The 19,969-nt window shown below is 71.0% G+C and carries 15 protein-coding genes; 13 read left to right on the forward strand and 2 right to left on the reverse strand.

The window, feature by feature from the left end; all coding sequences use genetic code 11:
- Positions 1-44: 44 nt before the first annotated feature.
- Positions 45-1,784, reverse strand: coding sequence for an FAD-dependent oxidoreductase (locus OG841_RS05830; RefSeq protein WP_371563860.1), 1,740 nt, complete (start codon positions 1,782-1,784; stop codon positions 45-47).
- 200 nt (positions 1,785-1,984) lie between these two features.
- Here OG841_RS05830 and OG841_RS05835 point away from each other — a divergent pair, with 200 nt between their 5' ends.
- Complete coding sequence (locus OG841_RS05835) at positions 1,985-3,697, forward strand: helix-turn-helix domain-containing protein (RefSeq protein ID WP_328642453.1); 1,713 nt, start codon at positions 1,985-1,987, stop codon at positions 3,695-3,697.
- Positions 3,698-3,807: 110 nt separating this feature from the next.
- Here the strand turns inward: OG841_RS05835 and OG841_RS05840 are convergent, their stop codons facing one another.
- Positions 3,808-4,809, reverse strand: a complete 1,002-nt coding sequence (locus OG841_RS05840; RefSeq protein WP_328643730.1) for a LacI family DNA-binding transcriptional regulator — start codon at positions 4,807-4,809, stop codon at positions 3,808-3,810.
- 178 nt (positions 4,810-4,987) lie between these two features.
- On the opposite strand from OG841_RS05840, the gene iolC reads away from it, so the two are divergent.
- The 12 genes from iolC (at position 4,988) to OG841_RS05900 (ending at position 19,941) form a co-directional block, all read left to right on the forward strand.
- Positions 4,988-5,956 carry a 5-dehydro-2-deoxygluconokinase gene (gene iolC, locus OG841_RS05845; RefSeq protein WP_371563863.1) on the forward strand — a complete coding sequence of 323 codons (969 nt, stop codon included), beginning with the start codon at positions 4,988-4,990 and terminating at the stop codon, positions 5,954-5,956.
- Positions 5,934-6,818, forward strand: a complete 885-nt coding sequence (locus OG841_RS05850) for a Cgl0159 family (beta/alpha)8-fold protein (protein ID WP_371563865.1) — start codon at positions 5,934-5,936, stop codon at positions 6,816-6,818. Before iolC ends, OG841_RS05850 begins: the two co-directional genes overlap by 23 nt.
- Positions 6,815-7,615 (forward strand): 5-deoxy-glucuronate isomerase, encoded by an 801-nt coding sequence (locus OG841_RS05855; protein ID WP_371563867.1) that lies wholly within the window; start codon positions 6,815-6,817, stop codon positions 7,613-7,615. Before OG841_RS05850 ends, OG841_RS05855 begins: the two co-directional genes overlap by 4 nt.
- Positions 7,612-9,489, forward strand: a complete 1,878-nt coding sequence (iolD, locus tag OG841_RS05860) for a 3D-(3,5/4)-trihydroxycyclohexane-1,2-dione acylhydrolase (decyclizing) (protein WP_328642449.1) — start codon at positions 7,612-7,614, stop codon at positions 9,487-9,489. Before OG841_RS05855 ends, iolD begins: the two co-directional genes overlap by 4 nt.
- Positions 9,490-9,503: 14 nt before the next feature.
- Positions 9,504-10,994, forward strand: coding sequence for a CoA-acylating methylmalonate-semialdehyde dehydrogenase (locus tag OG841_RS05865; RefSeq protein ID WP_371563870.1), 1,491 nt, complete (start codon positions 9,504-9,506; stop codon positions 10,992-10,994).
- 29 nt (positions 10,995-11,023) lie between these two features.
- Positions 11,024-11,974 carry a TIM barrel protein gene (locus OG841_RS05870; RefSeq protein ID WP_328642447.1) on the forward strand — a complete coding sequence of 317 codons (951 nt, stop codon included), beginning with the start codon at positions 11,024-11,026 and terminating at the stop codon, positions 11,972-11,974.
- Positions 11,975-11,983: 9 nt separating this feature from the next.
- A complete protein-coding gene (locus OG841_RS05875; RefSeq protein WP_371563872.1) occupies positions 11,984-13,408 on the forward strand; it encodes a sugar porter family MFS transporter in 1,425 nt (474 codons plus the stop codon).
- Between the two features lie 20 nt (positions 13,409-13,428).
- Positions 13,429-14,445, forward strand: a complete 1,017-nt coding sequence (locus OG841_RS05880; protein ID WP_365118656.1) for a Gfo/Idh/MocA family oxidoreductase — start codon at positions 13,429-13,431, stop codon at positions 14,443-14,445.
- Positions 14,442-15,311, forward strand: a complete 870-nt coding sequence (locus OG841_RS05885; protein ID WP_328642444.1) for a sugar phosphate isomerase/epimerase family protein — start codon at positions 14,442-14,444, stop codon at positions 15,309-15,311. The genes OG841_RS05880 and OG841_RS05885 overlap by 4 nt, the downstream gene beginning before the upstream one ends.
- An 86-nt stretch (positions 15,312-15,397) precedes the next feature.
- Positions 15,398-16,519: a PP2C family protein-serine/threonine phosphatase gene (locus OG841_RS05890; RefSeq protein WP_328642443.1), complete on the forward strand. Its 1,122-nt coding sequence runs from the start codon at positions 15,398-15,400 to the stop codon at positions 16,517-16,519.
- A gap of 203 nt (positions 16,520-16,722) precedes the next feature.
- Positions 16,723-18,831 (forward strand): nitrate- and nitrite sensing domain-containing protein, encoded by a 2,109-nt coding sequence (locus OG841_RS05895; protein ID WP_371563875.1) that lies wholly within the window; start codon positions 16,723-16,725, stop codon positions 18,829-18,831.
- 123 nt (positions 18,832-18,954) lie between these two features.
- Positions 18,955-19,941: an aldo/keto reductase gene (locus tag OG841_RS05900; protein ID WP_371563877.1), complete on the forward strand. Its 987-nt coding sequence runs from the start codon at positions 18,955-18,957 to the stop codon at positions 19,939-19,941.
- Positions 19,942-19,969 lie beyond the last annotated feature (28 nt).

Genomic DNA, 19,969 nt, shown 5'->3' on the forward strand with positions numbered 1-19,969 from the left:
TCGCTTCTTCCATGATGGCGCGCCCGGTGTGTTCGGGCCCGGCCTCAGGCGTGGCCGAGGATCTGCCGCAGCGCGTCCGTCAGGAGCTTTTCGGCGTCCGGCGCGGCGGTCGCGTGCCGGAAGGCGATGAACCCGTCGGGCCGTACGAGCAGCGCGCCCGCGTCGGAGATCTCGCTCAGGTGCGCCCAGTCGCCGTACGGGTCCTCGTACTCCTGCCCGGGGCCGACGACCACGGTGGCGATCTCGATGCCCTGTGCCGCGGCGGCCCGGACCCAGCCCTCGCCGCCGATGCCGGTCAGCAGGGTGAAGCGCCCCTTTCCAACGGTGTCGAGGGTGGAGAGGGTGCGGGTGCCGGAGGTGATCCAGGCGTGCGGGACGCGGGCGCCGGGGCGGGAGGTGGGCTGGTGGTGGAGTTCGGGATCGCGCGCGAAGGTCTCCGCGGGGGTGCCATCGGGGACGACGGCGTCCGAGGCGTAGCGCTGGTTGAGGTCGACGCCGTGCGCGTTGAACTCGTACACCTTGAAGGCGATGGCCTCGCGGAGCCGGGCCCGCTGCTTCTCGGCGGCCTCGGTGGTGTCCTTGCGGGCGGCGATGTTGGCCCACAGCTGTTCGGGGGTCTGCGGGGAGAGTCCGTCGAGGGCCTCGAAGATCGGGGCGGTCTCGCCGATCGACTGGTTGGCGCGGGTGACGACCTGCTTGCCGACGGGGGCACGTTCGGCGGTGTAGGTGTCGAGGAGCTTCGGGGCGGCGGTGCCGTCGAGGACCAGCTTGAGCTTCCAGGCGAGGTTGTAGGAGTCCTGGATGGAGGTGTTGGAGCCGAGACCGTTGGACGGCGGGTGGCGGTGGGTGGCGTCACCGGCGCAGAAGACGCGGCCGTGGGAGTAGGTCTCGGCGTACATCTCGTTGACCGTCCAGGCCGAGGACGACTTGATCGTCACGGGGATCTCGTCGTCGCCGACCAGCTGGCGCACGACCGACTCGGCGTACTCGGTGGTCAGGTCGGGGGCGCCCGCCGTGACGTCGTACCCCCACACGATCATCCACTGGTTCCACGGCCGCACACAGCGCACCAGGCCCGCGCCGATGCCGCCGACGGTGGCGCCGGGGGCGAGGACCCAGTAGAGGGTGGAGGGACGGTGGCCGGTGTACTTCGCCAGGTCCGCCTCGAAGACGATGTTGATGCTGCCGGCCACGCCCATCTGGCCGCCCATCGGCAGCCCGGCGTCCTCGGCGACCTTGGAGCGGCCGCCGTCCGCACCGATCAGGTACTTGGCGCGGATCTCGTACGAGTCTCCGCGCAGCCGGTCCCGCACGGTGACCGTCACGCCGTCGGCGTCCTGGGTGTGGGAGAGGTACTCGGTCCGGAAACGCAGGCCGGTGCCGCGGGCGACGGCCGCGTCGACGAGGACCGGCTCCATCAGGTGCTGCGGCATGTCGCACATGCGGGTGGGACTGGCGAGTTCATGGGCGGCCTGGACGAGCGGGTCGTTGCCCCACGAGCGCACCCGGCCCAGCTCCTCGCCGGCGAGGCTCGTACAGAAGGTGGTGTTGCCCATCAGATGCTGCGGGGTCGCCTGCGCGATGACCGCCTGTTCCACGCCGAGGTCGCGCAGCACCTCCATCGTGCGCTGGTTGGTGATGTGTGCGCGAGGAGTGTCGGCGAGGCTCGCGTAGCGGGTGACGACGATGTTGGATACGCCGTAGGTGCTCAGGGCGAGCGCGGCCGAAGCACCGGCCGGGCCGCTGCCCACGATCAGGACGTCGGTCTCGACAACGGGGGACACGGGGGGCTCCTGGCGTGGGCTCACGGACGACGGACAGTCTTGATCATGGTGCGGTACGGCGGTGTGCGGGTGTCTCAATTCGATACATAGTCATCGGCTGCCGGGCGGGGGCGGTCGGTGGGGGACCCGTTCCGCCGGACACCGCATCCGCACGGGGCAATCGTTTCTCGTTCAACCGAACCCGCTACGGTGGGTCCGTCGTGACCACCACAGAGCCCTCCCCCGCCGTCCACGCCCTCCCACCACTGCGAGTGGCGCGCGAGCGCTTCCTGTCCGGGCGCCCGCTGCCCGACGGTGTGCCGGAGGAGGTCCTGGCGGCGTGGCGACGGGCCCGGTTCTTCGGCGTACCGCACGACCTGAAGGAGCCCGCCGCCCGTCCGCCCCGGCCGGTCGAGTCGCCGCTCCTCGGCGCCGCCCGTGCGGTGCTCGAACGGATCGCCCCCGCCCTGGGCACCGGCGGCTCGGTCCTGCTCCTCACCGACGCGCGCCTGCGCGTGCTGTGGACGTCCGGGAGCGCGCCCGAGCTCACCCCGCACCCGGGACTGTCGGAGCAGGAGGTCGGCCACAACAGCGCGGCCCTCGCCCTGCGCAGTCGGCGCCGGGCCGAGGTGCACGGGCCCGAGCACTTCCTCGACGTGTGGCAGGACGTGTCGGCGGTCAGCGTCCCGGTGCTCGCACCGAAGAGCGGACAGGCACTCGGCACCCTCACCGTCGCCTCCCACCTGTGCGGCGGATGCCCGCCGCACCCACAGGCGGCCCTCGCCGAGGCCGCTGCCGCCGCCGTGGAGGCCGAACTTCTCGCCCGCGCGGGACGGTCCGAACAGGTCCTTCTGGACGCCTACGTGCGAGCCTCGCGGGGAGAGGACCGCGCGGTCGTCGCACTGGACGGCCGCAACCGCCTGATCAGCGCGGCGGCGGAGCGGCTGATGACCGAGGAGGTCCTTCGGGTTCTTGAGCGTACGGCGACGACGGCACGGCACACCGACGAGCCGGCCACCGCCGAGCTGCCCGAGGGGGCCGGGTGCGGCGCTCGGATCGACCTGGTGCGGCAGGCGGGCGTGGTCATGGGGATCGTGGCCGTCCTGGAGCCGCACGACGAAGGCACGCCGAGGCCGAGGCCACACCCGCTCCCCCGCCTGACCGGCTCCTCCCTTCCATGGCGGTACGCCGTGGAGCGCGCCGCCGAACTGGTCCGCTCCCCCGAGCCCGTCCTGCTGACCGGTGAACGGGGGACGGGGAAGACCGCGCTGGCCCGGGAGTTGCTGGGGCAGGCCGACGTCGAGACCGTCGACGCGGCCGAAGGCGGCGCGCTCGAAGGGGACTTGACGAAATGGGCCGCGGCTAGCCCCCTCGTCCTCCGGCACGCCGAGCGGCTGACGCAGCCCGCCGTGGCCACGCTCAACTCCCTGCTCGACGCGCACCCGGACGTCCGGCTGCTGGTCACCCACACCCCCGGCACGCCGCCCGGCCCCTGCCTTCAACGGCTCCTCGACAAACTGGCCGCCCGCACGGTCGTCCTCCCACCGCTGCGCGAACGCACCGAGGACATCCGTGAGTTGCTGGCGGCCCTCACACCGCGCCCCGCGCCGGGAAGTCCTCCGCTGACCTGGACCCTTGACGCCCTGCGCGCGCTCGAACAGCACCCGTGGCCCGGGAACGTCACCGAACTCGCCCATGTCGTCCAGGCATTGGCAGAACACCGACGGACCTCCGGGCCGGTACGCCGGGCCGAACTGCCGGACACCGTGCGGGAAGGCCCCGCCGTCCGTCCGCTGAGCCCTATGGAACACGCCGAACGTGCCACGATCCTGGAGACACTGCACCGCCACGGCGGCAACAAGTCCCGTGCCGCGGCGGTACTCGGCATCGGGCGGGCCACGCTGTACCGCAAGCTGCGGGAGTACGAGGGCTGAGCAGCCGGCTCGGCAGCCGGGCAACCGGCCGACGGACACGGTCCCGCGGCGGCGGCCGTCTCGAGCGCCGACGCCGTCCTGCCCGGGGGCCGTCGCCCGCGACGGAACCTTCAGGACGCTTCCCGCGGCGGCGGCCCACTGGTGCCGCGCACGACGAGCTTCGGGTCCAGCACGGCCTCGCGCGGCTCCAGTTGCGGATTCTCCAGTCGCTCCACGGCGAACCGCACCGCGTGCTCGGCCATCAGCACCGCGTCCTGGCGCACGGTGGTGAGGCCGATCGGCATGAGATGGGAGAGGTGGCTGTCGTCGTAGCCGACGACGGACATGTCCCGCGGAACCTCGACACCGGCCCGGGCCAGCGGCATCAACAGGCCCATCGCGCACCGGTCGTTGCCCGCGAGCACCGCCGTCGGCAGCGGCAGCCCGCGCTCCCGCTCCGCCAGGAGCAGCCTGCCGGTCTCGATACCGGACTGCTCGGTGTGCTCACCGGGGATCACCCGGATCTCCGACTCGAGGCCGTGCCGGCGCATCGCGGCCCGGTAGGAGCGCCGCCGTTCGGCGGACCCGGGCCCCCGGCCACCGTCGATGTGCACGATCCTGCGGTGGCCGAGTTCGACCAGGTGGTCCATGGCCTGCCGGACGCCCTTGCTCTCGGCGCTGTGCACGAAGTCCACGCGGGCCCGCGGGACGCGACGGCTGACGGACACGGTCACGGCCCGCTGACCGAGCGCGTCGAGATAGCCGGCGTCCGCGTCGGGGCCGAGCAGGATCAGTGCCTCGCAGCGATGCCCGAGGAGCGCCTCGACCGCCTTGGCCTCGCTGCGCCCCTGGACCGCCGCCGAGAGCAGGACGTCGTATCCGAGCCGCTCGGCCTCGGGGTAGATGCCCTCGATCAGGTCGGACTGGAAGGTCTGGTGCACGGTGAACATCACGCCGAGCGTGCGGCTGCGGCCCCGGGCCAGCAACCGGGCCGCGCTGTCCGGGCGGTAGCCGATCTCGTCGGCGACCCTCAGCACGCGCTCACGGGTCTCCTGGCTCGCGCCGGGCTGATTGCGGAACACGATCGAGACCAGCGCCCGGGACACACCTGCCTTGTCGGCCACATCGGCCATCGTCGGCCGCTGTCTGCCCGGTGCTGCATCCACGCGTGAACCCACCTTTCGACGGAGCCCACCCTAGGGCAGCCTCGAAATCTTCCGGCAACAAGCTATTGACATGACATTTGGACAGGGGTCATCGTACTCGCACTAGAGCGCGCTAGTAGAGCGCGACAGCGAAGGGAATTCAGCGATGCCGTTCGATGTGCTGACCATGGGCCGCGTGGGGGTGGACGTCTATCCGCTCCAGACCGGCGTCGGGCTGGCGGAGGTCACGTCGTTCGGCAAGTACCTGGGCGGCAGTCCGACCAACGTGGCGGTGGCGGCGGCCCGGTACGGGCACTCGGCCGCGGTGATCACCAAAACGGGCCGGGACCCCTTCGGGGACTTCGTGCGACAGGCGCTCGACGGTTACGGGGTCGACGGCCGTTTCGTCGGTACATCCGACATCGCGCCGACCCCGGTGACGTTCTGCGAGATCTTCCCGCCGGACGACTTCCCGCTGTACTTCTACCGGCTGCCGAAGGCTCCCGATCTGGACATCGGGGCGGAGGAACTGGATCTGGGCGCGGTGCGGGAGGCCTCGGTCTTCTGGATCACCGGGACCGGTCTCAGTGAGGAACCCAGCCGGTCGGCCACGCTGGCGGCGCTGGCGCACCGGGCGAAGGCGGGGGCGACGGTCTTCGACCTGGACTGGCGGCCGATGTTTTGGAAGGGCACAGCCTGGGCCGATCCGTCCCTGGCACGCGGGTACTACGCCGAGGCGCTGCGGCACACGACGGTGGCGGTGGGCAACCTCGACGAGTGCGAGGTGGCCACCGGTGAGCGTGAGCCGTACGCCGCAGCGAAGGCGCTGCTGGCCGCCGGGGTGGAGCTGGCGGTGGTGAAGCAGGGGCCCAAGGGCGTGCTGGCGATGGACCGGGACGGGGCGACGGCCGAGATCCCGCCGGTCGCGGTGGATGTCGTCAACGGACTGGGCGCCGGTGACGCCTTCGGCGGGGCGCTGTGCCACGGGCTGCTGTCCGGCTGGGACACCCGCCGGGCGGTGTCCTTCGCCAATGCCGCCGGCGCGGTCGTCGCGGGCCGGCTGTCCTGCTCCGACGCCATGCCGACCGAGTCGGAAGTCCACGCCAAGCTGGATGAGGTGCCCCGTGCCGTCTGAGAAGCTGAGCCGGATCGTGTCCGCCCGCGTGGGCGACCCCGGCGCCGTCGCGGCCGCCGCCGCCCGCCGGGTGAAGGCGACCTCGATCCTCGGTGAGCACGGCAAGGCGATGATCATCGCCGCCGACCACCCCGCACGCGGCGCCCACGGCGTCGGCGGCGACCCCCACGCGATGGCCGACCGCTCCGAGCTGCTCGACCGGCTCTGCATCGCCCTCGAACGCCCCGGTGTGACCGGTGTGCTGGCCACCGCCGACATCCTGGAGGACCTGCTGTTGCTCGGGGTCCTGGACGGCAGGAGCGTCTTCGGGTCCATGAACCGGGCCGGTCTCGCGGGTTCGGTGTTCGAGATCGACGACCGGTTCACCGGCTACGACGCCGCCACGATCGCCGCGATGGGCTTCGACGGCGGCAAGATGCTCACCCGGATCGCCCTCGACGACCCCGCCACGCCCTCGGCGCTGGAGAACACCGCGCGTGCCATGGACGAGCTCAACGACCGCCAACTGATCGCGATGGTCGAGCCGTTCATGGCAGCGTGGCAGGACGGCCGCATCCGCAACGACCTGTCGACGGACGCGGTCATCAAGTCGATCACCATTGCCTCGGCGCTGGGCCGGCGGACCGCCTACAGCTGGCTGAAGCTCCCGGTGGTCGCCGAGATGGAGCGGGTGCTCGCCTCCTCCACCCTGCCTGCGCTGCTGCTGGGCGGGGAGGTCAAGGACGCCGAGGGGGCCTTCGCCTCCTGGGGCAGGGCGTTGAAGCAGCCGACCGCGCAGGGCCTGGTCGTGGGCCGTTCGCTGCTCTACCCCGCGGGCGGCGATGTCGCCGGTGCCGTGGACAAGGCGGTGAGCCTGCTGTGACCTCCCCGGGCACGTACCACCTGCCGAAGCGGACTTCGGCCGACGGCCCCTACGACCTGGCCATCACGCCGGAGTCGGCGGGCTGGGCATACTCCGGCCTCAGGATCCTGACCCTGGGGCCGGGCGAGGAACACGTCCTGTCCGCCGGGGAGAACGAGTTCCTGGTCCTGCCCCTGAACGGCGGCTGCACCGTCGCCGTCGACGGGCGGCGCTTCGAACTCGGCGGCCGGACGGACGTGTTCTCGGCGGTCACCGACTTCGCGTATCCACCCCGCGAGTCGCAGGCCGTGATCAGCGGTGCGGACGGTGGAACGTACGCACTGCCCTCCGCCCGTACCGAGCAGGGAGGCCACTCGGCTCGGTACGGGCGCAAGGAGGACGTCCCCGTCGAACTGCGCGGGGCGGGTGCCTGTTCGCGGCAGGTCGACACCTACTGCCTGCCCGGCACCATCGACACCGAACAGCTACTGGTGTGCGAGGTCCTCACTCCCGGCGGGAACTGGTGTTTGCCCCCGCGCGAGCGAAGCCGAGCGTGGGAGAGGGGCTACGGCACCGACGAGCGGCCGATCGAGGTACTGGCCGAGATCCGCTCGGGCGACACCGTCCTGATCCCCCACGGCCGGCACGGTCCGACCATCGCCGCGCCCGGCCACGACCTCCACCACCTCGACGTCATGGCGGGGCCCGGACCGGACCGCGCCTGGCTGATCTGCGACGACCCCGGCCACGGCTGGGTCCGTGACACCCGGGCGTCCCAGGACGTCGACGACCGGCTGCCCTTCGGAGAACACCGATGAACACCGTACGACTGACCACCGCCCAGGCCCTGGTGCGCTTCCTGGCCCATCAGTACAGCGAGCGCGACGGGCAGGAGCAGCGGCTGGTCCCCGGCGTGTGGGGCATCTTCGGCCACGGCAACGTCGCCGGCATCGGGCAGGCGCTGCTCCAGGCCGCCACCACCGGCGAGGCCGACCTCCCCTACTACCTCGCCCGCAACGAACAGGGCATGGTGCACGCCTCCGTCGCCTACGCCAAGATGCGTGACCGGCTGGCGGCCTTCGCCTGCACAGCGTCCACCGGGCCCGGCTCGACGAACATGATCACGGGTGCGGCGCTGGCCACCACCAACCGGCTGCCGGTACTGCTGCTGCCGTCAGACATGTTCGCCACCCGCGCCGCCGACCCGGTGCTGCAGCAGTTGGAGGACACCCGCGGCGGGGACGTCACCGTCAACGACACCTTCCGCACCGTATCGAAGTACTTCGACCGCATCTCCCGCCCCGAACAGCTCATCCCCGCCGGGCTGGCCGCGATGCGGGTCCTGACCGACCCCGTGGAGACGGGGGCGGTCACCCTCGCGCTGCCGCAGGACGTGCAGGCCGAGGCGTACGACTGGCCGCTCGAGTTCTTCCGGCGCCGGGTGTGGCACGTGGGCCGCCCGGTGCCGGAGGCAGCCGCCGTGGAACGGGCCGCGCTGCTGCTGCGCCAGGCGAGGAAGCCGCTCGTCGTCGCGGGCGGCGGAGCCGTCTACTCCGGCGCCGAGACCGCGCTGCGCGCTTTCGCCGAGGCCACCGGCATCCCGGTCGCCGACACCCACGCCGGCAAGGGCGCGGTGCCCTGGGACCACCCCTGCGCCGTCGGCGGTATCGGTTCGACGGGGTCGTACGCGGCGAACGAACTGGCCCGGGAGGCGGACGTGGTGCTCGGTGTCGGCACCCGGTACTCCGACTTCACGACCGCGAGCCACACGGTCTTCGCCAACCCGGACGTCACCTTCGTCAACCTCAACGTGGCCCGCCTGGACGCCGTCAAGCACGCGGCGGAACCCCTGGTGGCCGATGCCCGGCTGGGTGTCGAGGCGCTGGCGGGCGCGCTGGCGGACTGGGAGGTGTCCGCCGATCACCGCGCGCTCACCCGTCGACTCATCGCCCGGACACGGGAGATCGAGGAGGAGTGCTTCCACGTCGGCCATGGCCCGCTGCCCGCCCAGACCGAGATCCTCGGCGCCCTCAACGACGTCCTCGACGACCGGGCCGTGGTCATCAACGCGGCCGGTTCCCTGCCCGGTGACCTGCAGCAGCTCTGGCGGGCCAGGGACCCCAAGGCCTATCACGTCGAGTACGCCTACTCCTGCATGGGCTACGAGGTCGCCGCCGGCGTCGGCGCCAAGATGGCCGACCCCACTCGCGAGGTCGTGGTTCTGGTCGGCGACGGCTCGTATCTGATGATGGCCCAGGAGATCGTGACCATGATCTCCGAGGGCCTCAAGGTCATCGTCGTCCTCGTCCAGAACCACGGCTTCGCCTCCATCGGCGCCCTGTCGGAGTCGCTCGGATCACAGCGCTTCGGCACCAAGTACCGCTACCGCGACGGCGGTTCGGGCCTCCTCGACGGCGAGGTGCTCCCCGTCGACCTGGCCGCGAACGCCTCCTCCCTGGGCGCGGACGTCCTGCACGCCGCCTCCGTCGACGAGTTCCGCTCGGCCATGGAGAAGGCGAAGGCGGCTACCCGCACCACGGTCGTGCACGTGGAAACCGACCTGTACGGGCCCAACCCGCCCGGCCACGGCTGGTGGGACGTCCCCGTCAGCGAGGTCGCCGCCCTCGACACCACCCGGGCCGCCTACGCCACCTACGTCGCCCGCAAGCAGACCCAGCGCCACTACCTGTAAGGAAACCGCTCCCCGTGAACACCATTCCCCACTGGATCAACGGCTCCCCGGTCCCCGGCACGAACACCGCCCCGGTCTTCAATCCCGCCACCGGCGCCGAGCGAGCCCGGGTCGCCCTCGGCGGCGCCACCGACGTGGACACCGCCGTCCAGGCGGCCGGCCGCGCCTTCGAGACCTGGTCGGAGTCCTCGCTGTCGCAGCGCACCCAGGTGATGTTCGCCTTCCGCCGGCTCCTCGTCGAGCACGAGGAGGAGCTGGCCCGGATCATCTCCGCCGAGCACGGCAAGACCGTCGACGACGCCCGCGGGGAGATCACCCGCGGCCGGGAGGTCGTGGAGTTCGCCTGCGGCCTGGGGGAGGTCCTCAAGGGCTCCTTCTCCGACCAGGTCTCGCGTGGCGTGGACGTGCACGACTTCCGCCAGCCGTTGGGCGTGGTCGCCGGTATCACGCCGTTCAACTTCCCCGCCATGGTGCCGCTGTGGATGCACCCGATCGCGATCGCGACCGGCAACACGTTCCTGCTGAAGCCGTCCGAGCGCGACCCCTCCGCCGCCAACTTCGTCGCCGGGCTCTACCAGAGGGCCGGTCTGCCGGACGGCGTGTTCAACGTCGTCCACGGCGGCAAGGACGCCGTGGACGCGATCCTGACCCACCCGGGCATCGAGGCCGTCTCCTTCGTCGGCTCGACGCCGATCGCCAGGTACGTGCACGAACAGGCCACCGCGGCGGGCAAACGCGTCCAGGCCCTCGGCGGCGCGAAGAACCACGCGGTCGTCCTGCCGGACGCCGACCTGGAGTTCGCCGCCAACCACATCACCGCCGGTGCCTACGGCTCCGCCGGCGAACGCTGCATGGCCGTCTCCGTGGCCGTCGCCGTCGGCGACGCGGCCGACGGACTCGTCGCAGTCCTCGAACGCAAGGCCCGCGAGATCAACGTCGGCCCCGGCGACCGGCCCGGCACCGACATGGGTCCCCTGGTCACCAAGGCCGCCCAGGAGCGAGTGGAGAGCGCGGTCGGCACCGCCCAGGCACAGGGCGCCACCGTCGTGGTCGACGGCCGGGGCCTCAAGGTCGACGGACACGAGGACGGCTTCTTCACCGGCCCCTCCCTCCTCGACCACGTCACCACCGCGATGGACGCCTACCAGGAAGAACTCTTCGGCCCCGTCCTCGCGATCGTGCGCGTGGACAGCCTCGACCAGGCCATCGACGTCATCAATGCCAACCCGTACGGCAACGGCACCGCCCTGTTCACCGCCTCCGGCGAAGCCGCGCGGCGATTCCAGCGCCGCGTCAAGGTCGGCATGATCGGCATCAACGTGCCGGTCCCTGTCCCGATGTCCTTCTACTCCTTCGGCGGCTGGAAGGACTCCCTCATCGGTGACCACCCGATCCACGGCCCCGAGGGCATCCGTTTCTACACCCGCCCCAAGGTCGTCACCACCCGCTGGCCGCAGCAGGCCCAGCAGATAGCCGCCGGCTTCGACTTCCCCACCTCCAACTGACCCCTGTCCCCTGCCCCGAAGGACACTTCATGGCAACGGCGCCCTCCCCGCTCCGCACCACCGTCGGCAACCTGTGCCTGGGCTCCGCCCCCGACTCCTGGGGCGTCTGGTTCCCCGAGGACGAGCATCAGGTGCCGCACACCCGCTTCCTCGACGAACTCGCGCAGGCCGGTTACCGGTGGCTGGAGCTCGGCCCGTACGGCTATCTGCCCACCGACCCGCAGCGCCTCAAGGAGGAGCTGGACGCCCGTGGCCTCCAGGTCTCCGGCGGTACGGCCTTCGGCGCGCTGCACCGGCCCGAGGCATGGGACGAGATGCTCGCCCACGTCCGCCAGGTCGCCACGCTCACCCAGGCCGCGGGCGCCCACCACCTGGTCCTCATCCCACCCATGTACCGGGACGAGAGGACCGGCGCGTTCACCGAGTCCCCGGAGCTGACCGCCGAGCAGTGGGCGGGCTTCGGCAAGGCCGCCGACCGGCTGGGCAGGCTGCTGCTCGACGAGTACGACGTCCGGCTGGTGATCCACCCGCACGCGGACAGCCACATCCAGACCCAGCCGGAGATCGAGCGGCTGCTGAACGAGTCGGACGGCCGGTACACCAACCTCTGCCTGGACACCGGGCATGTGGCCTACGGCGGCGGGGACAACCTCGCTCTCATCCGCCGGTTCGGCGAGCGGGTGGGCTACGTCCACATCAAGCAGATGGACCCGGAGATACTCGCGCAGGTCGCCGCCGAGGACCTCTCCTTCGGCGAGGCGGTCAAGCGGGGGGTGTGCGTGTCGCCGCCCGCGGGAGTGCCGAACCCGGCCGACGTGGTGGCCGAACTCGCCAAGCTGGACGCCGAGTTGTTCGTGATCGTCGAGCAGGACCTGTACCCGTGCGCTCCCGAGGTGCCGCTGCCCATCGCGGTGACCACGCGGGAACACCTGGCCGGCTGCGGCCTCACCGGAACCCGACGCCCGAACGACGACCGCTAGGAGGTGGCCATGGACGTCAGGGACGACGCGACTCGGGCCCCCGCCCGCACGGACGACGCTCCTCCCGCCGTTTCCCGGCGGCTGCGGGTCGTCACGATCATCGCCACCTTCGGCGGACTGCTCTTCGGCTACGACACCGGCGTCATCAACGGCGCCCTGCCGTACATGACGGACGACCTCGGCCTGACCGCGGTCACCGAGGGCATGGTCACCAGCTCGCTGCTGCTGGGTGCCGCACTGGGTGCGGTGATCGGCGGACGGCTGTCGGACGCGCGCGGACGGCGCCGTACGATTCTCGCGCTCGCGGTGCTGTTCTTCGTCGGGGCGCTGGGCTGCACGCTCGCGCCGACCACCGCGGTGATGGTGATCGCGCGGTTCGTGCTCGGTCTCGCGGTCGGCGGTGCTTCGGTGACCGTGCCGGTGTACCTCGCCGAGGTCTCCCCCGCCGAGCGGCGTGGCGCGCTGGTCACCCGTAACGAACTCATGATCGTCAGCGGGCAGTTGCTCGCCTTCACCTCCAACGCGATCATCGCCCGGGCGGGCGGCGAGTCAGGCGGGGTGTGGCGATGGATGCTGGTGATCGCCACGGTCCCGGCCGTGGTGCTGTGGTTCGGCATGCTGGTGATGCCGGAGAGCCCTCGGTGGCTGGCTTCCCAAGCCCGGTTCAGCGAGGCCCTGGAGGTCCTGAAGCAGGTGCGCTCGCGGCAGCGCGCCGAAGCCGAACTCGCCGAGGTGTCCGCGCTCGCGGTCAAGGAGGAGGAGCAACGGCTCGGCGGCTGGCAGGACATGAAGTCCACGCCGTGGATCCGCAAGCTGATGTTCGTCGGCTTCGGCATCGCGATCGTGCAGCAGATCACCGGCGTCAACACGATCATGTACTACGGCACCCAGATCCTCACCGACGCCGGTTTCGCCGCCGACAGCGCGCTGACCGCGAACATCGCCAACGGTGTGATCTCGGTGCTGGCGACCTTCGTCGGGATCTGGCTGCTGGGCCGGGTGCCCCGCCGCCCGATGCTGATGACCGGTCAGGCGGGTACCACGACGGCCCTGTTGCTCATCGGTGTCTTCTCGCTGGTGCTGCCCCCGGGCGACGGTCGCGCCTACGCCGTGCTCGCGATGACCGTCACCTTCCTCGCCTTTCAGCAGGGCGCGATCTCGCCGGTGACCTGGCTGATGCTGTCGGAGATCTTCCCGATGCGGATGCGCGGCTTCGGCATGGGAGTGGCCGCGGTGGTGCTGTGGCTGACCAACTTCGTGATCGGTCTTGTCTTCCCGTCGCTGGTGTCCGGCATCGGGATCTCCAACACCTTCTTCCTCTTCGTGGTGGCGGGCGTCTTCTCGATCGTCTTCGTCAAGCGCTGTGTCCCCGAGACCAAGGGCCGCACCCTCGAAACCCTCGAAGCCGAACTCCGGGCCCGCTTCTCCCGGTGACGACCCGTTAGGAAACGACCATGACTGTACGTGTAGGAGTGATCGGCGCCGGCTGGATCGGCCACGAGCACATCCGGCGTCTCACCCACACCGTGACCGGGGCCCGGGTCACCGCCGTCACCGACATCGACGCGGCCCGCGCCGAGGAGGCGGCGGCACCGGTCGGTGCCCGGGTGTGCGCGAGCGGTGCCGAGCTCGTCGCGGCGCACGACGTCGACGCCGTCCTCGTGACGTCCTGGGGCCCCACCCACGCCGAGCACGTGCTGACCGCGATAGCCGCCGGGAAGCCGGTGTTCTGCGAGAAGCCGCTGGCCACCACCGCCGAGGACTGCCTGAGGATCGTCGAGGCGGAGACGGCCCACGGCCGCCGCCTGGTCCAGGTCGGCTTCATGCGCCGTTACGACGCCGGCTATCGCGAGATGAAGCAGGTCATCGACGCCGGCCGGATCGGTGAGCCGCTGATCGTGCACTGCGCCCACCGCAACCCGACCGTCCCGGAGTCGTACACCTCCTCCATGGCGGCCCTGGACACGGCCGTGCACGAGGTGGACGTGCTGCGCTGGCTCCTCGACGACGAGATCGTCTCCACCCAGGTGCTCACCCCGCGCGCCACGAGCAAGCGGTTCGCCCACCTCAGGGACCCGCAGATCATGCTCTTCGAGACGGCGAAGGGCGTCCGCATCGATCTGGAGGTCTTCGTCAACTGCCAGTACGGCTACGACATCCAGTGCGAGGCGGTCGGCGAGGAGGGTCTCGTACGGCTGCCCGACCCGGCCACGGTGGGTGTGCGGACCGCCGGTCGGCACAGCACCGACGTGTTCACGGACTGGGTGGGCCGCTTCCGGGACGCCTTCGACACCGAGTTCCGTGAGTGGATCGCGGGCATCGCCGCCGGTGACGAGCCCACCGGCCCGTCCTCCTGGGACGGTTACGCCGCCACCGTCATCACCGCCGCGACCGTCGAGGCCCTGGAGTCGGGCCGCGTCGTCGCCACGGACCTCAAGCCCCGTCCCGCCTTCTACGGAGGTGCCGCGTGAAGATCGCCCTCGACCCTTACATGTTCCGTTCCCTGTCGATCGATGACATGGTGCGCACCGTGGCCGAACTCGGCTACGCGTACATCGAGTTGTCGCCACGTGACGACTTCATGCCGTTCTTCCTGCACCCGCGGGCGGACGACGGGCGCATCGCGGAGCTGAAGAACGCCCTGCGCACGCACGGCGTGAAGCTGTCCTCCGTGCTGCCGCTGTACAAGTGGTCGTCGCCCGACGAGACCGAGCGGCAGGCCGCCGTCCGCTACTGGAAGCGGATGATCGAGATCACCGCGGACCTCGAATGCCCGCTGATGAACAGCGAGTTCAACGGTCGCCCCGAGAACGCCGCCGAGAGCGAGGCCGCGTTCTGGAACTCGCTGGAGGAGCTGCTCCCGCTGTTCGAGCGCGAAGGCATCGCTCTGAACCTGGAGGCCCACCCCGACGACTTCTGCGAGGAGAACACGCCCGCGGTCGACCTCGTCCGGGCCATCAACAAGCCCTGGGTGAACTACCTGTACTGCGCGCCGCACAGCTTCCACCTCGCGGGCGCTGCGGAGGCCGGAGCGGACATCGCGAAGATGATGCGCTACGCGGGTGACAAGCTCCAGCACGTGCACATCGCGGACTCGTTCAACCACAAGGGGTCGAGCGGCCTGCGCTACATCCTCAACCCGCCCGGCACCACGGCCCGTATCCACCAGCACCTGGACATCGACCAGGGTGAGGTCGACTGGGACACCTTCTTCGGCACCCTGCGCGAGCTGGACTTCGACGGCGTGGCGACGGCCTGTGTCTTCGCCTGGGAGGAGCGGGCGCGCCAGTCCTCGGCGTTCATGCTGGACCGGATCAGCAAGGAGCTGGGCGGGTAGCCGAGGTCGGATCGGCGGGGCGAGTCACCGGGCCGGAGCGGACCTGCATAACGTAGGAGGAGATCACCACCTGCCCGGGAGCACGCATGACAGGTAGCCGCCGCACGAGACCTGGCGACACCTTCGACGCCATCGAGCCTCCGGGCAACGCCCAGCTGGTCGCCGGGGTGGTGACCGTGACGGGCCTGGTCGAGGTCCTCGGCACGCTGTCCGGGTCCGAGGTGTGGCTCCTGGGGCTCCTGGTGTTCCTGCCGGGCGCCGCCTCGGCACTGGGCACAGTCCGGCAGACGACGTTCGTCGCGGTGTGGACGGCGATCGTCGTCACCGCCAGTGTGCTGCTGCGAAACCGCGACGGGGGTGACTGGTTCGACAGGCTCCTGCTGATCCTGTTCACCCTGGCCCTGGCGGCCACCTCCGTCTATGCCTGCCACCGGCGGATCCGACGCGAGCACGCGATGCTGCGGCTGCGCTCGACCGCCGCGGCCATGCAACGGCACATCCTGCACCCTCTCCCCCTGCTCACCGATGACGTCCTGGTCAACGGCGTGTACGAGCCGCTCCAGGAGGAACGGCTCGTCGGCGGGGACATCTACGACGTCGTCGACTCGCCCTTCGGGACCCGGGTGCTGATCGGGGACGTGCAGGGCAAGGGACTCGCCGCCGTGGGTTCCGCGTTCGCCGTCATCGGCGCCTTCCGGGAGGCGGCCCACCGCGAGCCCACCCTCACCGGGCTCGTGGACGCCCTGGACGCCGCCGTCGTGCGGCACAACTCCTATGCCCTGCACACCGGTGACGACGAACGCTTCGTCACCGCCCTCGTCGTCGGCGTCGACGCGGAGACCGAGGTGCAGGCCGTCAACTGCGGACACGTCCTGCCGCATGTGCTGTACGAGGGGACGATCAGCACTCCCGAACTGGATCCCGGAGTCCCGCTCGGCCTGGCCGAGCTCGCCCACGAGCCCACGACCGTGGGCTGGTTCGAGTTCCCCGAGGGCGCGACGCTGCTGCTGAGCACCGACGGCCTGACGGAGACCCGCTCCGCGGACGGCACGTTCTACCCGGTCGACGAGCGCCTGACGCAGTACGTCGGCCTCTCCCCCACCGAGCTGCCGCAGGCCCTGCACGACGACGCCCGCGCGTTCGCCGGCAACGGTGGCCCGCACGACGACGTCGCCGTCCTGACGGTCCGCCGCTCCCCGCGCCTCTGAGAGCGGCGCAAGTCCGCCAGGCGCCACCCCACTTGGCTGAAAGGTGGGTCAGGAGTGAAGACATGGTGCTAGGAATTGGCCACAACCGCTCATCCTGCGCACCCCTCCCCGAATCGCCCGGCGCGTGGATCTGAACAAGTACCCCTGTGCGCCGCGTTCTTAAGGGTGCAGGACGCGAGGCGAACCAGAACCGTGAGGCCATCTTGTCGAACACACCGTCCGCCCCCCGCAGGGGATGGGGGACCCGCAACTGGCGCGTTGCCAGAAAACTCCAGGCCATCCTCCTCATCCCGGTGATCGTGGCCCTTGTCCTCGGCGGCATCCGGGTCAAGCGTTCCGTGGACACCTGGCAGGACGCCGACGACGCGGTTCGCGTGGCCGAACTGGTCCGGGCGGCGAACAAGTACGCCAGCGACGCCATCGACGAACGCGATGTGTCGGTCATCCCCCTGGTCAAGGGTGACCGGACGTCGAGCGTGGTCGCCAAGGCCCGGGCCGTCACCGACGCGGACGCGAAGGCGTTCGACGAGGCGGTGAAGCGGATGCCGCAGACCGCCGGGCTGCAGCGCCGCGTTCAGCTGGTCCGCACCGGCGAGAAGCAGCTCGCGTCGGTGCGCGCGAACGCCTTCACCTCCCGCCTGACCGGCGTGCAGACCGAGGAGAGCTACCACGCCGTCCAGCACCCGCTGATGGAACTCTCCAACGAGCTCGGCTTCGGCAGCAGCAACCAGGCCAGCTTCGGCCGCACCCTCTACGCCGGCTCCCTCACCCAGGCCGCCGAATCCCTGATCCGGGCGATCGGCACCCACCTCCTCGTCGAGGACCGCGACAAGCTCGCCGAGGGTGAACTCCAGGTCCAGCTCGGCTCGTTCAGCTCCTACGTCTATCTCGAACAGGTCGCGCTCCAGGAGTACGCCGGCGCCGGCACCGCCGACGACATGACGCGGCTGCGCAAGGCCCTGTCCGACGCGGAGAAGCGGGGCAAGGAGCAGGCCGCGCAGGCCCAGGAGCAGGCCGAGGCGGCGGGGAAGACCTTCGTGGCCCCGCCGAGCCTGGAGAAGATGGCCGCCGAGATCGCCTCGGGCAAGTCGGCCGCACAGCTCGCCGCGCAGGGCATCACGCCCGAGACGTTCTTCGCCGCCTCCACCCTCAGCTTCGACGCGTACCGCAGCGTCGAGGTGTACCTCACCGACAGCGCGCTGGCGGACGCCCACAGCATCGCCGACGACGCCCGCAACGACGCCGTCATCAACGCCGTGCTGGTGCTCGCCGCCGTCCTCGCCGCCTTCCTGCTCGCCGCCTGGGTGGCCCGGACGATGAGCACCAGCATGCGCCGGCTGAGCGCCTCGGCCCTCGAGATCGCCGAGCAGCGTCTGCCCGTGCTGCTCACCCAGCTCACCCGGGCCATCCCGGGCCGGGTCGACGCCCAGGTGGCGCCGATCCCGATCACCACCACGGACGAGATCGGCGAGGTCGCCCGCGCCTTCGACCACGTACACCGCGAGGCCGTCAGGCTCGCCGCCGAACAGGCCCTGCTGCGCGCCAACATCAACACGATCTTCAGCAACCTGGCGCGCCGCAACCAGTCGCTGATCGAGCGTCAACTCGCCCTGATCACCGGTCTCGAGGGCAAGGAGGCCGACCCCGACCAGTTGGAGAACCTCTTCAGGCTGGACCATCTGGCCACGCGTGTGCGCCGCAACGGCGAGAACCTGCTCGTGCTCGGCGGCGAGACCCCCGCCCAGCAGTGGGACCAGCCGCTGCCCCTGGTCGACGTGATCCGCGCCGCCGCCTCGGAGGTGGAGCAGTACGAGCGGGTCGAGTTGTCGGGTGTCCCGGAGGCCCAGATCCACGGCCGTGCGGTGACCGACCTGGTGCATCTGCTGGCGGAACTGCTGGAGAACGCGACGACGTTCTCGTCGCCGCACTCCAGTGTCCTGGTCACCGCGGCGCGACTGCCCGACGGCCGGATCATGGTCGAGATCCACGACCGGGGCATCGGGCTGCCGCCCGGGGAACTGGCCGACATCAACCACCACCTGGCCGACCCGCCCACCGTGGACGTCGCGATCTCCCAGCGTATGGGCCTGTACGTGGTCGGCCGGCTGGCGGACCGGCACGGCATCCGCGTCCAGCTGCGCCCGCACGAGGCGGGACAGGGCACGACGGCGCTGGCGATGCTCCCGGACACGATCACCTATCGCGGGACGGAAGCGGAGTCCGACATCGACACCATGGCCCTGGCGGCCTTCACCAACAACGGTTTCCCCGAGGACACCGGCCGCGGTCACGAGGCCTGGAACGACAGGTAGGCGGGCGTGTACGTAGGGGTGTTGTGGCCGGAGAGAGCCTCACGCCGGTAAATCGCCTTGGCCGTGGGGCGCTCGCCACGGCAGGATGATCGCGCGATGTCGGCCCGATGAGGGGAACGGTGGATGAGGCGGAACCGGCTCGGGAAGACCGATGTGCACGTCACGGAGCTGGGCTTCGGTGGCGGTCCGCTCGGCGGACTCTTCGCACCGCTGGACGACGAGACGGCCGCGGGCGCCCTGGAGGCGGCCTGGGAGAACGGTATCCGCTACTTCGACACCTCCCCGCACTACGGCATCGGCCACTCCGAGCGCCGCACCGGCGCCCTGCTCCGGGACAGGCCGCGCGACGAGTTCACCCTGTCGACGAAGGTGGGCCGACTGCTGGTCCCGCAGGACCCGGCGGGCCGTACGGACGAGAGCTTCGCGGTGCCGGCCACCCACCGCAGGGTGTGGGACTTCACGCGGGACGGCGTGCTGCGCAGCGTGGAGGACTCGCTGGAGCGGATGGGCGTGGACCGTATCGACGTGCTGTTCCTGCACGACGCGGAGGAGCGTTTCGAGGACGCGTTGCGCGACGGATACCCGGCACTCGCCGAACTCCGCGCCCAGGGCGTGGTGGGGGCGATCGGCGCGGGGATGTACCACCCCGGCAAACTGACCCGGCTGGTCGGGGAGTCGGACGTCGACGTCGTGATGCTGTCCGGCCGCTACACGCTCCTGGACCACAGCGCCCTGGACGAACTCCTGCCCGCCTGCACGGACCGCGGGGTGTCGGTCCTGGCGGCGTCGGTCTTCAACTCCGGTCTGCTCGCCACCGCCCGCCCCACCGAGGGCAGCACCTTCGACTACGCCCCCGCCGCGCCGCGCCTGCTGCACCGTGCGCACCGCATCGCCGATGTCTGCGAGGCGCACGGCGTGACCCTCCCGGAGCTGGCGATGGCGTTCCCGCTGCGGCACCCGGCGGTCGCGGGCATCGTCGTCGGCATGCGCACGGCGGAGGAAGTACGCGGCAACACCGCGGCGTTCGGCGCGGAGATCCCGGCACAGCTGTGGGACGACCTGCGGGGCGAAGGACTCCTGGACGAGCGGGCACCGGTGCACGGGCGCTGAGCTGCGGGGCCGCACGGGACGGACCGGC

The organism is Streptomyces canus, assembly GCF_041435015.1.
GTDB classification, from domain to species: domain Bacteria; phylum Actinomycetota; class Actinomycetes; order Streptomycetales; family Streptomycetaceae; genus Streptomyces; species Streptomyces canus_G.